Consider the following 14,239-nt stretch of genomic DNA (forward strand, 5'->3'; position numbering starts at 1 on the left):
GCTCAACCCCAGCGCAGCATCGGGAACTGCAGCTGCAGCCCCCAGGAAAACACGATGGCGCCGAAGACCGTCATCGCCGTGGCCAGTATGGCGGCCGATTTGACCGAGTTCGACGTGTCTCCCATCGCCGAGACGAACACCAGCGCGAACGTGGCCGGCAGAAAGCCCAGGTAGCTGCCCAGCACGATGAACAGCGCGATGCCGGCGGCGATGCATGCCATGCCGCGGATACGGTCGCGCCGCGCAGGCTGCGGCAGATGGTCGTTGACCAGGTCTTCCTGGAGCTCGTCGGGATCGGGCGCGAGCGGAATCAGCAAGCCCAGCGCGACCAGGAAACATCCCACCAGGAATGGAAAGTATCCCGGCCCCATGCGGGCCAGTTCGCCGATGCTGTATGAAGTGGCTTCGAGTATGGTCAGCGCGCCGCAGAGCGCGATGAACGCGCCTCCCCACAGATCGCGCTTTCTGGAAAATATGGTGCTGCCCACGGCGTGCTCCCCTTTTTTGTTGACGACATGCTCCGGCGTGCAGCCGTGCATGCCCGAGTAGTCGGCACTTTAGGAAGACCGGCTTCCAATTCGCTTTCAGCAAACAGACGGAAAAATCCGGGATAACCATGAATGGGAAAGCGGGGCGCGACGCCGTGTTGCCGCCCGTGAACATCGTGAACATCGCGATGTTCACGAAAGTGAACAAGCACGGGCCGCGCAAGGGCCGGCGCCGCTGCTGGCACGGGATTTGCCGGGCGCCGTCCCGCTTGCCAAAACTTGCATGTCCAAGGGCCATTGCGGGCGCGGCATAATCCCTGTTTCGTCGTTCGCCGCCGCCCGCCATGCTTCGCCTGCCGCTCACCACCAGAATTCCGCTCGCGGTCTCGCTGCTTTTTCTCGTGATCTCGGCCGCGCTCATCTCGCTGGCCCTGCATGGCCTGTCGCGCCAGTTCGACCGCCAGATCGACAATCTCGGCCAGGTGTATCTGGACGGACTCTCGGCGGCGGTCCTGCCGGCGGTGCTGGCCAATGACGCGGACCAGATGGTGGAGGTGCTCAACCGCGCGCTGGACACGCACCTGGGCGTGGTCGACAGGACGCTCGCCGTCGTGGCCCCCGGCCAGCGCGTGCTTGCCCACGTCGCCCGCTATCCGGAAGTCGAGCCGGTGCCGCTGGCCTCGATCGCGCAGCCCGCGGGCGCCTTGCTCGGCGCCGGCGCCAATGGCGTGTGGACCTGGCGGCTGCTCGACGCCGAACGGCCGCAGCTCGGCAGCCTCGTCGCCAACCTGGACGTCGGCGACTTCCAGCGGCAGCGCGCCGAGCTGGCCCTGGAGCTGGTGCTGGTCGGCCTGGTCGTCAGCCTGCTCGGCGCGCTGGTCTGCTACGGCATGGCGCGGCGCCTGCAGCGGCCCATCACCTCGCTGACCCAGGCGCTGCGCGCCGCGCGCGCGGACCGGCCGCAGACCATGGCCTTGCGCACCACGGACCCGGAGCTGGCCGAACTCATCGCGGCCTACAACTGGATGGCGCAGAGCGCGCGCGAGCGCGAAGCGCTGGCGCAAAGGCAGGCGCGCCTGGAACGCGAAGCCGTGCTTGGCCGCATGTCGGCGGCGCTGGCGCACGAAGTGCGCAATCCGCTGGGCGGCCTGCGCACCGCGGTCCAGACGCTCAGGCAGTTCGGCGAACGCCGTGAGGTGCGCGACGAGTCGCTGGATTTCATCGAGCGCGGCGTGCAGGCCCTGCAGGCCGTGGTCGACGCGAGCCTGCGCACCTTCCGCCCCGGCGAAGCGCTGCTGCGCGCCGAGGACATCGCCGACATACGCCTGCTGGTCAGCGCGCAGGCGGACAATCGCGGCGTCGGCGTCGCGCTGCATTGCGACGGGATGGACGCGGCGGCGACCTTGCCGCTGCCCGCCGCGACCGTGCGCCAGCTGCTGCTCAACCTGGTGCTGAACGCCATCGCGGCCTCGCCCGCGGGCGCGCAGGTGCGGGTCTGCGCGCGGGCGCGCGGCCAGGCGCTCGCGCTGCACGTTTGCGATGGCGGCGCCGGTCTGCCCGCCTGCGCCATGCAGGCCTTGCGGGGCGGCCAGGCCGGCGGCGACGGCATCGGCCTTCAGGTGTCCGCCGATCTCATCAAAACCATGCAGGCGCGCCTGCGCGTGACGCGGCATCGCGCCGGCACGCGCATTTCGGTGCGCCTTCCCTTTTTACCGCCGGAGGCCCGTGGTGAATGACATCCAGGTTCTGCTGATCGAGGACGACATGGTGCTGGGCGGCGCCTTGCTGCAGCGCCTGCGGCTCGAAGGCATCGCCGCCCAGTGGGTGCAGAGCTGCGCGCAGGCCGTGGAGATTTTCCGCCGCACGCGCATCCGGCCGGCGTTCGTGCTGGCCGACATCCGCCTGCCGGACGGCTCGGGCGAGGACCTGTACCGCCGCCTGATTCCGTACCTGGCGCAGACCACCGTGGTGTTCGCGACCGCCTATGGCGATATCGCCCAGGCCGTGCGCCTGGTCGCGGCCGGCGCCAACGATTACCTGACCAAGCCGTACGACGCCGACACGCTGATCGCGCGCATCCGCGCGGTGCTGGCCGCGCAGCCCGACAGCGCCGGCGCGCAGGTATTGGAGAACCCGTTCGCCCTGGACCATTCGACCGCGGCGCTGGCGCAGGAACTCGAACGCCTGGCCCCGAGCGCGCTGCCGATACTGTTCGAAGGCGAAACCGGCGCCGGCAAGGACCGCGCGGCCCGCTATTGCCATTGGCGCTCCGCGCAGGCCGCGGGGCCGTTCGTCGCCGTCAATTGCGCCGCCCTGGCCACCGACCTGGTCGAAAGCGAGCTGTTCGGCCATGCCAGAGGCGCGTTCAGCGGCGCCAGCGCGGCCCGCGAAGGCCTGTTTTCGCAGGCCTCGGGCGGCACGCTGTATCTGGACGAGATCGCCGAACTCAGCCCCAAGGCGCAGGCCGTCCTGCTGCGGGTGCTGGAAAACGGGGAATACCGGCCGCTGGGCGAATCCGGCAGCCGCCGGGCCGACTGCCGCATCCTGGCCAGCACCTGCGGCGATCTCGACGCGGCGCTGGCGCAGGGCGCCATGCGCGCCGACCTGTTCTACCGGTTGGCCGTCGCCCGCGTCGCGCTGCCGCCGCTGAGAAACCGTCCGGGCGCGCTCGCCGCGCTGGCCCAGGCCATCCTGGGCGAACAGAACGCCGCCGACGTCCGGCTCGCCGACGACGCGCTCGCCGCCCTGGCCGCCCACGACTGGCCCGGCAACATCCGCGAAATGCGCAACCGTATCGCCCGCGCCATCGTCATGGCCGACCGCCGCACGCTGTCGGCCAGCGACCTGTTTCCCGAAAGAAAACTCAATGACGAGAGCCCGGTGCTGGCCGTCACCCGCCTGGACGCCGAACAGCGCGCCATCCAGCAGGCCATCTCCGAGTCGGGCGGGCATATGGGCCTGGCGGCGAAACGGCTGGGAATATCCAGAACCACGCTCTGGAAGAAACTCCGCACGCGAGCGTCCCGGGACGCGGAAACGGAGGAACCGTAGGCTGGGTGCAGCGCGAGATTTCCTGAACAAGAACCCACTGTTCAGCGCGCGAAACCCATCACCCCCCCGGCCGGGTCGCCCGCTCCAACTCCCCCAGCCAACGGATCGCATGCTCTCGATCGGCGCCGCACATCTCCGCCTGGGGCTGCAGGCCGCCGCAGAAATCCGGGCGCGACGGCAGGCCGAAGATGGCGCAGCGCATGTCCGGCAGCAGCTGGACGCAGGGCACGCCGGCCGGCTTGCCCTGGGGCATGCCGGGAATCGGGCGGGTGATGGACGGCGCGATGCAGCAGGCGCCGCAGCCGGGCCGGCAGTCCAGCGGGGCCGCGCTCAGACCCATCCGCGCAGCCAGTAGACGAACAGGCCCGCGTATTCCTTGATGATGGAGCGGCTGGCGTCGAACGTGCGCTGGTCGGGCAGCCACAGCGGCAGCGAGCCGTCGGCCGGCGCCACGATCTGCGGCGGGGTGGGGGCGGCGATGGCCTGCACGCCCTGCTTGGAGAAGGCCGCCATGGCGCGCGGCATGTGCAGCGCCGAGGTCACCAGCAGGATCTTGCCGATGCCGCGGGCCTTGAGCTTGTCTTCGGTGAGCGCGGCGTTCTCGTAGGTGGTGCGGCTGGAGTTCTCCAGGATCAGCGCCGATTCCGGCACGCCCTGCTGGCGGATGTTGTGGGCCATGCCGCGGGCTTCGCTCACGTCGCCCTCGAGCGCGCCGCCGGACAGCAGCACCTTGGGCGCGCGGCCGGCCAGATAGAGTTCGGCGGCCGTGTCGATGCGCACGATGGCCGTGCTTTTGTCGTAGGGCAGGAACCAGTTGGCGCGGCCGTTGGCGGTGTTGCCGCCCAGCACCACGATGGCGTCGGCGGTGGGGGATTGCTCGGGCGGCAGGTGCGGGTAGCGGGATTCCAGCGCGCCGCCCAGCCATAGCGAGGTCGCCGGCAGCGACCAGGCCAGCGCCCACAGCAGGCCGGCCGCGATCAGCGCGCCGCCGGTCTTGCGCAGCCGGAACAGGCCCAGCACCAGGCCCACGGCGACCAGGGCCATGCACAGGTTGGCGGGGATGATCAGATTCGCGAGATAACTCGAAAGAGGCATTTACAGTCCTGATTACTACGTCTCGTGCAGCAGGCTTGTGGCTTGCTGCACGGCTTGCTCGACCGACGGCCAGGCGTTGTCCGTGCCGAGGCAGACCGCCCGCGGCGACCACGGGCCGGTGCGTCCCGGCCGGGTCACGCCGAACAGGGTCAGCTCCCGCGCGGCGGCGGCCGCGGCGACGTGGGACACGCCCGAATCGTTGCAAATCACCAACGCCGCGCTGGCCGTCAGCGCCGCGAAGGCGCCCAGGGACAGCGGCGGCAGCAATTGCGCCGTCGGGGCATTGCGCCGGGCCTCCTCGGTTTCGGCCGGAGGGGGGCACATTACCACGGTATGGCCCTCGGCCTGGAGGGCGCGGGTAAGTGTATCGAATCCCGGCCAGACCTTGATCCTGCCCTTGTGCAGGCCGGTGGCGGTGGGCGCGATCAGGACGAAGCGGCGGCCGGCCAGCCCGGCGGCTTCCAGGGCCTGGGCGGCGGCCTCGCGGTGCGCGGCGGTCAGGGGCAGGTCCAGGGTCGGGCCCGGATCGGCCGGGCCGGCGGGCAGGCCCCAGCGCTTCAGGGCCTCGCGGGTCAGGTAATGCCAGGACTGGACCGCGTGCAGGGAGTCGTCGGGCTTGGTCACCGGCCAGCGCAGCAGGAAGCTGCGGCCGTCGTCGCGGTAGCCCGCCGAGGGCAGGCCGGCCAGCCGGAACACCAGGGCGCTGGACAGCGAATCCGGCAGCAGCAGGCCGCGGGCATGCCGGCCCTGGGCGCCCAGGGCGCGCCGGTGGGCGCTGACGGCGGCGCGGTCGGGGCCGACCTTGCCCCGCATCGGGATGAAATCCTGCTTGGCCACCCCGTCGAGCAGGTCGCGCGCCCACGGTCGGGCGCAGATCACCAGGGGCAGCCCGCTGGCGTGCAGGGCGCGCAGGCTGGGCAGGCTCATGCAGACATCGCCCACCCAATTGGGCAGCCGGACGTACAAACAACTGATATCGGACATGGAGGGGCGCAGGGCGCGTTAGGGCTAAGCGGGGCGCAACCGGCGGCGCGTGTGCGCGCAGCCGGTACAATTCTCGCCACAATTGTATAAAAGCGAGTGATCCCTTTGAATTCTGCCGCACGCCATGCGCCCGCGGGCTCCCAGCCTGTCAAAGCCGAACTCTGGAGGCGGATCTACAGCCGCGTGGGCTCTTACTGGAAGGGCTTGCTGCTGGCCATCCTGCTGATGGCGGGCGCGGCCGCCACCCAGCCCGTCCTGGCCGTCATCATGAAGCCCTTGCTCGACGGCGGCTTTTCGGGGGCCAAGCCCTACTACGTCTGGGCGCTGCCGCTGGCGGTGATCGGCCTGATCCTGCTGCGCGGCATCTGCAACTTCTTCAGCGACTACCTGCTGGCGTGGGTCGCCAACAACGTGCTGCTGGGCATGCGGCGCGACATGTTCGAGCGCCTGCTGGGCCTGCCGGACGCCGATTTCAAGCAGGGCGACACCGGCCGCCTGCTCAACCGCTTCACCATCGACGCCGGCAACGTCACCGGCTACGCCACCGACGTCATCACGGTGCTGGTGCGCGAGACCCTGGTGGTGGTCGCGCTGATCTGCGTGCTGCTGTACATGTCCTGGGTGCTGACGCTCATCATCCTGATCATGCTGCCCGTCTCGGTGCTGATCTCGCGCTTCTTCATCCAGCGCCTGCGCCGCATCAACCGCGAAACCGTCAACATGAACGCCGAGCTGACCCGCGTGGTCGGCGAGGGCATCGACGGCCAGCGCGTCATCAAGCTGTTCGACGGCTACGAGGTCGAGCGCGGACGCTTCGACTTCGTCAACCGCCGCCTGCGTCGCTTCGCCATGCGCACCGCCACGGCCGACGCCGCGCTGACCCCGCTGACCCAGGTCTGCATTTCGATCTCGGTCGGCGCGGTCATCGCGGTGGCGCTGAGCCAGGCCAACAGCGGCGCGCTCACCGTGGGCAGCTTCGCCTCGTTCATGGCCGCGCTGGCCCAGATCTTCGACCCCATCAAGCGCCTGACCAACGTGGCCGCGCGCATGCAGAAGATGCTGGTGTCGGCCGAAAGCGTATTCACCCTGATCGACCAGACGCCCGAAGGCGATACCGGCACCCGCACCCTGGCCGAGCCGGTGCGCGGCAAGGTCGAGTTCCGCGCCGTGTCGCACCGCTTCCCGGACGCCGACCGCGACACCGTCAACGACGTGTCCTTCGTGGTCGAACCCGGCCAGACCGTGGCCCTGGTGGGGCGCTCGGGCAGCGGCAAGACCACGCTGGTCAACATGCTGCCGCGCTTCGTGCTGGCCGACAGCGGCCAGATCCTGGTCGACGACGTGCCCATCGGCGAGCTGACGCTGCGCAGCCTGCGTTCGCACCTGTCGCTGGTCAGCCAGGACGTGGTGCTGTTCGACGACTCTATCGCCGCCAACGTCGGCTACGGCGCGCTGGGCAACTCCAGCGAACAGAAGGTGCGCGACGCCCTGGCGGCCGCCAACCTGCTGGAGTTCGTCGAAGGCCTGCCGCAGGGCCTGAACACGCCGGTGGGCGAGAACGCCGCGCGCCTGTCGGGCGGCCAGCGCCAGCGCCTGGCGATCGCCCGGGCGCTGATCAAGAACGCGCCCATCCTGATCCTGGACGAGGCCACCTCCGCCCTCGACAACGAATCCGAGCGCCAGGTGCAGGCCTCGCTGGAGCGCCTCATGAAGGGCCGCACCACGCTGGTCATCGCCCACCGCCTGTCGACGGTGCAGAACGCCGACCGCATCATCGTGCTGGACGCCGGCAAGATCGTGGAGCAGGGCGCGCACGCCGAGCTGCTGGCGGCCAACGGCCTGTACGCCTCGCTCTACAAGATGCAGTTCCGGGAAGACTGAAGCGGCAGGGGGCGTTCGCTTCCTGTCGCATTTCCGGATTGCCAATCCGCGGGATAGCCGGAAAATTGCCGCTAGATACACCCAGGAGCGCTCCATGTCCCTGCCTTCCGACGGCAATCAGCTCGTCAACGTCGTCGTCCTGTTGGGGGCTGCCGTGGTGGCGGTTCCCTTGTTCAAGCGGCTGGGCCTGGGCTCCGTCCTGGGCTACCTGGCCGCCGGCCTGGTGATCGGCCCGTTCGGGCTGGGCTTTTTCTCCGATCCCAAATCCATCCTCCACGTCGCCGAACTCGGCGTGGTCATGTTCCTCTTCATCATCGGGCTGGAAATGCAGCCCTCGCGCCTGTGGAAGCTGCGCGGCGAAATCTTCGGCCTGGGCGTGGCGCAGGTGCTGGCCTGCGGCGCGTTGCTGACCGGCGTCGGCCTGCTGGCCGGGCTGTCCGGGCCGGCCGCCTTCATGGCGGCGATGGGCTTCGTGCTGTCGTCCACCGCCATCGTCATGCAGATCCTGGGCGAGCGCGGCGAGACCGCCAGCTCGCAGGGCCAGCGCATCGTGTCCATCCTGCTGCTCGAAGACCTGGCCATCGTGCCGCTGCTGGCCCTGGCCAGCCTGCTGGCGCCGGCAGGCGGCGCCGAGCAGGGCGACCCGTGGCTGCAGGCCGCCATCGCCATGGGCTGCATCCTGGCGCTGCTGGCGGCGGGCCGCTGGCTGCTCAATCCGCTGTTCCGCCTGCTGGCGGCCGCGCACGCGCGCGAAGTCATGACCGCGGCCGCGCTCCTGGTGGTGCTGGGGGCGGCGCTGCTCATGGAACTGGGCGGGCTGTCCATGGCCATGGGCGCCTTCCTGGCCGGGGTGCTGCTGTCGGAATCCACCTTCCGCCACCAGCTCGAGGCCGAGATCGAACCGTTCCGCGGCATTCTGCTGGGGCTGTTCTTCCTGGGCGTGGGCATGTCGCTGGACCTGGCCGCCGTGGCGCGCGAATGGCCCCTGATCCTGGCGGCGGTGGCGGTCTTCATGCTGGTGAAGTCGCTGGGCGTGTACGCGGTGGCGCGGGCCCTGCGCGCCAGCCATGCCGAGGCGGTCACCCGCAGCGCCCTGCTGGCCCAGGGCGGCGAATTCGCCTTCGTGCTGTACGGGGCGGCGGCCGCGGCCGGCATCTTCGACGCGCATACCGGCGCCGTGCTGACGGCGGTCGTCATCATCTCCATGGCCTTGACGCCCTTGTGCGTGCTGGCGCTGCGCTGGCTGCTGCCCAAGCCGGCGCCGTCCATGGAAGGCGTGGACGTGGCCAAGGACCTGGACGGCTGCGTGCTGATCGTGGGTTTCGGGCGCTTCGGCCAGATCGTGACCCAGGCCATGCTGGCGCGCGGCCTCAAGGTGTCCATCCTGGACACCGACACCGACGCCATCCGGGCGGCCGCCAAATGGGGCGTCAAGGTGTACTACGGCGACGGCACCCGGGTCGACATGCTGCGCACCGCGGGCGCGGAGAACGCCCAGGTCATCCTGATCTGCATCGACAACCCGGTCTCGATCAGCCACATGGTCAAGCTGGTCAAGGCGGAATTCCCGCTGGTGAAGGTGGTGGTGCGCGCCTACGACCGTATCCATTCGCTGGCGCTGGCCAAGGAGGGGGTGGATTACCAGGTGCGCGAGACCCTGGAATCGGCGCTGGTCTTCGGCGAGGCCGCGCTGCGGGCGGTCGGGGTGCCGCCCGACGAGGCCGCCGAGGTGGTCCAGGACGTGCGCAGGCGCGACACCGACCGCTTCGAGCTGGAAGTGGCCGGCGGCCTGTTCGCCGGCCGCTCGCTGCTGTACGGCAACATGAGCGCGCCGGCCGACGGCCGCAACGACAAACCCGACCGCGAAACCGGCGCCGCCCCGTCCACGCCCACGGCATAAATCACTATTTCCTTTTATATGCGTTACGTTACGCATCATTTCATGCGCAAGCGCGGGCGAGTGCGGTAGATTAATCCGCACAGACGCTTCGATCATGAAGCGCGTTTGCCAGGGGAATGCCATGCTGCAATCGGATCGGATTTCCACGACGCCGCACGCCGTCGGCGTAGAACTGGCGCGCCGCCAGGCGCTGGCCTTGCATTGCGGGTTTTCCGCCGGATCGATGCGCCGTCTGCTGTCGCAGACCGGCGGCGCCGGGCCCGCGTGGTCGATCGGCGCGCACCGCGAGACCGACAGGGCGCGGGGCGCCAAGGCATTTCCGTTCCGCATCGGCGCGCCGGCGGCGTCCTGACGATTGCATGTGCTGCGTCCCTTTTTTACGGCCGGGATCTTGCGTCCCGGGCCGGGTGTCGGCATCATCGGCGGCGTGAGTCGCCCGTGCGCATGAGCTGCGACATCCCGACCTCCCTTGCGTAGGAGCGCCGTATTTGAAGTCACGCAGGTTTCTACATCGCGCGCTGTACGCCTTGGCGGTGCTGCTCGCGGCCGGAATCTGCGCCGCGTCCGTGGCGCTGCTCTGGATCGACCGGCGCGACACCTGGGAGGCCGCGCGCGTGTCGGCGCGCAACATCACCGGCGTGCTGTCGGCCGACATCAGCCGCACGGTGCAGTTCTACGACCTGTCGCTGCAAGGCGTGATGGAGCGCCTGGCCGAACCCGGCCTGGAGAACCTTGCGCGGGCCACGCGCCAACGCTTCCTGTTCGACCGCTCGTCCACGGCCGAGTACCTGGGCGCCATCGTGGTGACCGACAAGGACGGCAATATCCGCTACCACTCCGGTTCCCTCGAGCCGCCGACGCTGAACTTCGCGGACCGGGACTTCTTCCAGGTGCATCGCGACGCCGGCGACGTCGGTCTCTATGTCAGCAAGCCCTATCACAGCCGCCTGCGCGAAGGCGACGAAAGCATCACCATCAGCCGGCGCCTGTCCAATCCGGACGGTAGCTTCGCCGGCATCGTGGGCGGTTCGCTGCGCCTGGCCTATTTCCGCGACCGGCTGGCGGCGCTGTCGATCGGCGAGGGCGACGAGATCACCATCTTCCGCAACGACGGCGTGGTGCTGCTGCGCAATCCCTATTCCCTGTCCGACCTGGGCAGCAATATCGGCATGTCGCCGGATTTCCAGCAGTTCCTGGTCCGCCGCGAAGGCTCGTTCGTGGGCGTGCTGTCGCCGGACGGCATCAATCGCCTCTATACCTTCGACGCCATCGAGGACACGCCGCTGATCCTCGACGTGGCCATGGACGTGGACGAAGTATTCGAGCCCTGGACGCGCCGCGCCGTGCTGGTGGTGGCGGTCACCGCCGCGCTGTTCCTGTCGGTGATGGCGTTGATCGCGCTGTTTCGCCGCGAGATGCGCCTGCGGCAGGCGGTCGAGGCGCAGCTGGCGGCGCAGGCGCAGACGGACGGATTGACCGGCATGCCTAACCGCCGCGCCTTCGACGAGGCCCTGGCGCGCGAATGGCGCGACGCGCGCCGCGAGCAGACGCCGCTGTCGCTGCTGTTCCTGGATGCGGACCACTTCAAGCGCTACAACGACCGCTATGGCCATCCGGAAGGCGATGAACTGCTGAAGGTGATGGCGCTGGCGCTCAAGCAGAAAGCGCGGCGGCCGCGCGATCTGGCGGCGCGTTACGGCGGCGAGGAATTCGTGGTGCTGCTGCCCGACACCGGCCGCGAGCGCGCCGCGGCCGTCGCCGAAAGCATCCGGCAGACCATCGCCGGGCTGCGCGTGCCGCACGAGGCGAGCGAGGCCGGCATCGTCACGGTCAGCGTGGGAGTGGCCACCGCCATCCCGCGGGCGGACGAATCGGCGGCCGGCCTGGCGGCGGCGGCCGACGCCGCCCTCTATCAGGCCAAGCACGCGGGCCGCAATCGCGTGGCGGTGGCGGGCGAAGCCGCTTAGCGGCCGATCATCACGGCCTGCATGCGCGTCTGCGCCTGCTGCACGTTCTTGGCCTGCGCGTTCAGATCCTGCAGCAGCTTGTTCAGCTCGGCCTGCACGGCGGGGTCCTGCACCTTGACCACCGGGCCGGACATATCGATCTGCTTGGCGTGCGCGGCCACGTAGTCGGCGATCTTCAGGCTGGCGTCGAAGGTCGCGTTCAGCTGCGGCAGCGTGTCGCGGAAGGTGTCGGCCGGCAGGCTCACGGTCTTCTCATAGGCCTTGTCGTAGACGGCCTTCAGGTCCTCGGGCTGCTTGAGCTTCGCATGCGCGGCGTCGGCCTTGGCCTGTTCCGCCTGCAGCGCCGTGCCCATGTCGTTGAGCGAGGCCTGCACCGACTTCAGGTCGTCGCGGCGCGCCACGATATCGTTGAGCGAGCGCACCGAGCCCTTCTGCATGATGCCCGACAGCGGCTTGACCGAGGCGTCCATGCCGGCGTTGAAGTCGGTGATGACGGCGTAGTGGGCGGCGTAATCGCCAAAGGACTTCTTCTCCTCGTCCGTCAGCTGCGGCACGCGCACGCCGGGCTTGTCCACGATGCGAGTCTGCAGGAACTGCGTGAACGCGGCACGCTGTTCAGGCTCCTTGTCGCCGCAGGCGGCCAACACCAGCGGCAGCGCGGCGGCCAGCACCAGGAACGGACGGAATAGGGACTTCATCGAATAGACCTCCGAAAGCAAAAGAAAGGGCGCGAGGCGGGTTCTGCCCCGCAAAGCGCCCGCAGCTTATCGACTGGAGGTTTTCGTCGCCATTGGTTTCAAACTTCATTTCAAAAGAAGCCTTAAGAAACATAATTCATACACAATGACGTGAATTCCTGCGGCTAACCTGTTAACGGTCTAGACCAGAATGATGTCGTACTGCTCCTGCGTGTAGCGGCTTTCCACTTCCAGCGACACGCGCTTGCCCACGAAATCGCCCAGCATCGCCAGGTGCTGGCTTTCTTCTTCCAGAAACAGGTCTATCACGTCCTGCGAGGCCAGGATGCGGAATTCCTTCGGATTGAACTGCCGCGCCTCGCGCAGGATTTCGCGCAGGATCTCATAGCACACGGTGCGCGGCGTGCGCACGTTGCCGCGCGCCTCGCACATGGGGCAGGGCTCGCACAGCTGGTGCGCCAGCGAATCGCGGGTGCGCTTGCGGGTCATCTCCACCAGGCCCAACTGCGTGAAGCCATTGACCGTCATGCGCGTGCGGTCGCGCGACAGCGCCTTCTTCAGTTCGGCCAGCACAGTGTCGCGATGGTCCTGGTCTTCCATATCGATGAAGTCCAGGATCACGATGCCGCCCAGGTTGCGCAGGCGCAACTGCCGCGCAATCGCCTGCGCGGCTTCCAGGTTGGTCTTGAAGATGGTGTCGTCGAAATTGCGCCCGCCCACGAAGCCGCCGGTATTGACGTCCACGGTGGTCAGCGCCTCGGTCTGGTCGATGATGAGATAGCCGCCCGATTTCAGGTCGACCCGGCGCGACAGCGCGCGGGCGATCTCCTCGTCCACGTTGGCCGTGTCGAACAGCGGCCGCTCGCCGCTGTAGTGCTGGATGCGGCCGACCACCGAAGGCGTGTAGATGCGCGCCCATTCGAGCATGGCGGCGCTGGTGGTGCGGGAATCGACCAGGATGGAACCGGTCGCCGGCCCCACCATATCGCGCAGCACCCGCTGCGCCAGCGTGAGGTCCTGGTGCAGCAGGGCGGGGGCGGGTTGGCTGCGGGCGGCGGCCTGCACGCTGGTCCAGAGCTTGCGCAGGTACTCCAGGTCCGCCGTCAGTTCGTCGTCGTTGGCGCCTTCGGCCTGGGTGCGCACGATGAATCCGCCTTTCTCGTCGGCGGGCATCAGGGCCTGCAGCCGTTCGCGCAGCTGGATGCGTTCGGATTCGTCATCGATCTTCTGGGAAATGCCGATGTGCGGGTCATGGGGCAGATACACCAACATCCGGCCCGCCATGCTGATCTGGGTCGACAGGCGCGCGCCCTTGGTGCCCAAGGGGTCCTTGACCACCTGCACCATGATGGTCTGTCCCTCGAACAGCAGCTTCTCGATGGGCGTGGGCGTCAGGCCCTGGCTGCGTTCGCCGCGGTTTTCGCGCAGATCCGCGATATGGATGAAGGCGGCGCGCTCCAGCCCGATATCGACGAACGCGCTCTGCATACCCGGCAGCACCCGGACCACCCGCCCCAGATAGATATTGCCCACGTGGCCGCGCTGGATGCTGCGTTCCACATGGAGTTCCTGCACCGACCCTTGTTCCACCAGCGCAACGCGGGTCTCGAAAGGCGTGACATTGATCAGGATATCTTCGCTCATGGCGATGGCGGGGGGCATGGGGGAATCGTCTCCAATTTTGGATGCAGCGTACATGGCGAATAGTAAACGTACCTATTTCCCAGGCAAGCTCGAAATGGAACCTGGTTCCGCATGCCTATATATAGGGGGGGCAAACGCAATCCCTGCGTCGGGCGAGGGCTTGCCACACGGGTTCAAAAGTTGTGCTATAGTCTCGCTCCTTCGCAGTTCGGACAGTTTTTCGAACGGCGGGGCCAGGCAAGCATCATTGCATGGATCGCGCAAATCAGGCAGAAGTCAGTTGCGCAATTCGAAAATAATGTGCTATAGTCTTGGGCTTGGCAGTTACCGAAACGCTAGGGTTTACCCTGATATTTCGATAGCTGCCAAAGAGGAAAGGGGCTGAAGAGGCTGCGGCAGGAAAGCAAAGCGATAAGCGACGCTGACTTGACAAGCGATAAAAACTTCTTCATAATCTCGTTTCTCTGCTGACACAGCGACCGTCGCGAAAGCGAAGTTGCTGCGAGGCAGGCAGTAAAGAATTTAGCAGTG

13 protein-coding genes are annotated in these 14,239 nt (G+C 68.1%); 6 read left to right on the top strand and 7 right to left on the bottom strand.

The genetic code is table 11. The annotated features are described in order from the left end of the window. Nucleotides 1-2: 2 nt before the first annotated feature. Complete coding sequence (locus tag A6B37_RS23740; RefSeq protein WP_246842553.1) at nt 3-488, bottom strand: tripartite tricarboxylate transporter TctB family protein; 486 nt, start codon at nt 486-488, stop codon at nt 3-5. Between the two features lie 344 nt (nt 489-832). On the opposite strand from A6B37_RS23740, the gene A6B37_RS23745 reads away from it, so the two are divergent. Both A6B37_RS23745 and A6B37_RS23750 read left to right on the top strand, forming a co-directional pair. Next, nucleotides 833-2,224, top strand: coding sequence for a HAMP domain-containing sensor histidine kinase (locus A6B37_RS23745; RefSeq protein ID WP_111827075.1), 1,392 nt, complete (start codon nt 833-835; stop codon nt 2,222-2,224). Next, complete coding sequence (locus tag A6B37_RS23750) at nt 2,217-3,539, top strand: sigma-54 dependent transcriptional regulator (RefSeq protein WP_111827076.1); 1,323 nt, start codon at nt 2,217-2,219, stop codon at nt 3,537-3,539. The genes A6B37_RS23745 and A6B37_RS23750 overlap by 8 nt, the downstream gene beginning before the upstream one ends. Nucleotides 3,540-3,597: 58 nt before the next feature. On the opposite strand, the gene A6B37_RS23755 is transcribed toward A6B37_RS23750, so the two are convergent. The 3 genes from A6B37_RS23755 to A6B37_RS23765 are packed head-to-tail and all read right to left on the bottom strand — an operon-like array spanning nt 3,598 to nt 5,618. Next, a complete protein-coding gene (locus A6B37_RS23755) occupies nt 3,598-3,879 on the bottom strand; it encodes a YkgJ family cysteine cluster protein (protein WP_111827077.1) in 282 nt (93 codons plus the stop codon). Beyond that, a complete protein-coding gene (locus A6B37_RS23760) occupies nt 3,870-4,634 on the bottom strand; it encodes a YdcF family protein (protein ID WP_102774577.1) in 765 nt (254 codons plus the stop codon). The genes A6B37_RS23755 and A6B37_RS23760 overlap by 10 nt, the downstream gene beginning before the upstream one ends. Nucleotides 4,635-4,649: 15 nt before the next feature. Beyond that, nucleotides 4,650-5,618: a glycosyltransferase family 9 protein gene (locus tag A6B37_RS23765; protein WP_102774576.1), complete on the bottom strand. Its 969-nt coding sequence runs from the start codon at nt 5,616-5,618 to the stop codon at nt 4,650-4,652. 105 nt (nt 5,619-5,723) lie between these two features. Between A6B37_RS23765 and msbA the strand changes: the two genes are divergently transcribed. The 4 genes from msbA to A6B37_RS23785 all read left to right on the top strand — a co-directional run bounded on the left by msbA (nt 5,724) and on the right by A6B37_RS23785 (nt 11,366). Then, on the top strand, nt 5,724-7,499 hold the full coding sequence (gene msbA, locus A6B37_RS23770; protein WP_102774575.1) for a lipid A export permease/ATP-binding protein MsbA: 1,776 nt from the start codon (nt 5,724-5,726) through the stop codon (nt 7,497-7,499). Between the two features lie 94 nt (nt 7,500-7,593). Further along, a complete protein-coding gene (locus A6B37_RS23775; RefSeq protein ID WP_111827078.1) occupies nt 7,594-9,399 on the top strand; it encodes a monovalent cation:proton antiporter-2 (CPA2) family protein in 1,806 nt (601 codons plus the stop codon). 121 nt (nt 9,400-9,520) lie between these two features. Next, nucleotides 9,521-9,751 carry a hypothetical protein gene (locus tag A6B37_RS23780; protein ID WP_102774573.1) on the top strand — a complete coding sequence of 77 codons (231 nt, stop codon included), beginning with the start codon at nt 9,521-9,523 and terminating at the stop codon, nt 9,749-9,751. A 136-nt stretch (nt 9,752-9,887) separates the two neighbouring features. Then, complete coding sequence (locus tag A6B37_RS23785; RefSeq protein WP_111827079.1) at nt 9,888-11,366, top strand: sensor domain-containing diguanylate cyclase; 1,479 nt, start codon at nt 9,888-9,890, stop codon at nt 11,364-11,366. Here the strand turns inward: A6B37_RS23785 and A6B37_RS23790 are convergent. The 3 genes from A6B37_RS23790 to A6B37_RS26175 form a co-directional block, all read right to left on the bottom strand. Beyond that, complete coding sequence (locus A6B37_RS23790; protein ID WP_102774571.1) at nt 11,363-12,064, bottom strand: DUF3053 domain-containing protein; 702 nt, start codon at nt 12,062-12,064, stop codon at nt 11,363-11,365. The genes A6B37_RS23785 and A6B37_RS23790 overlap by 4 nt on opposite strands. A gap of 180 nt (nt 12,065-12,244) precedes the next feature. Continuing rightward, nucleotides 12,245-13,708, bottom strand: coding sequence for a ribonuclease G (gene rng, locus A6B37_RS23795; protein ID WP_102774932.1), 1,464 nt, complete (start codon nt 13,706-13,708; stop codon nt 12,245-12,247). A 335-nt stretch (nt 13,709-14,043) separates the two neighbouring features. Continuing rightward, nucleotides 14,044-14,239: hypothetical protein (locus A6B37_RS26175; RefSeq protein WP_210405815.1), on the bottom strand; the 196-nt coding region annotated here is incomplete at its 5' end.

Source organism: Achromobacter sp. HZ01, assembly GCF_003267925.1.
Classification (GTDB): domain Bacteria; phylum Pseudomonadota; class Gammaproteobacteria; order Burkholderiales; family Burkholderiaceae_B; genus Achromobacter; species Achromobacter pulmonis_A.

What these genes read in the sequence shown, in the direction of transcription:
- A6B37_RS23745 (WP_111827075.1), top strand. Translation starts at nt 833, where the DNA reads ATGCTTCGCCTGCCGCTCACCACCAGAATTCCGCTCGCGGTCTCGCTG.
- A6B37_RS23755 (WP_111827077.1), bottom strand. Translation starts at nt 3,879, where the DNA reads ATGGGTCTGAGCGCGGCCCCGCTGGACTGCCGGCCCGGCTGCGGCGCC.
- A6B37_RS23760 (WP_102774577.1), bottom strand. Translation starts at nt 4,634, where the DNA reads ATGCCTCTTTCGAGTTATCTCGCGAATCTGATCATCCCCGCCAACCTG.
- A6B37_RS23765 (WP_102774576.1), bottom strand. Translation starts at nt 5,618, where the DNA reads ATGTCCGATATCAGTTGTTTGTACGTCCGGCTGCCCAATTGGGTGGGC.
- A6B37_RS23775 (WP_111827078.1), top strand. Translation starts at nt 7,594, where the DNA reads ATGTCCCTGCCTTCCGACGGCAATCAGCTCGTCAACGTCGTCGTCCTG.
- A6B37_RS23780 (WP_102774573.1), top strand. Translation starts at nt 9,521, where the DNA reads ATGCTGCAATCGGATCGGATTTCCACGACGCCGCACGCCGTCGGCGTA.
- A6B37_RS23790 (WP_102774571.1), bottom strand. Translation starts at nt 12,064, where the DNA reads ATGAAGTCCCTATTCCGTCCGTTCCTGGTGCTGGCCGCCGCGCTGCCG.
- rng (WP_102774932.1), bottom strand. Translation starts at nt 13,708, where the DNA reads ATGAGCGAAGATATCCTGATCAATGTCACGCCTTTCGAGACCCGCGTT.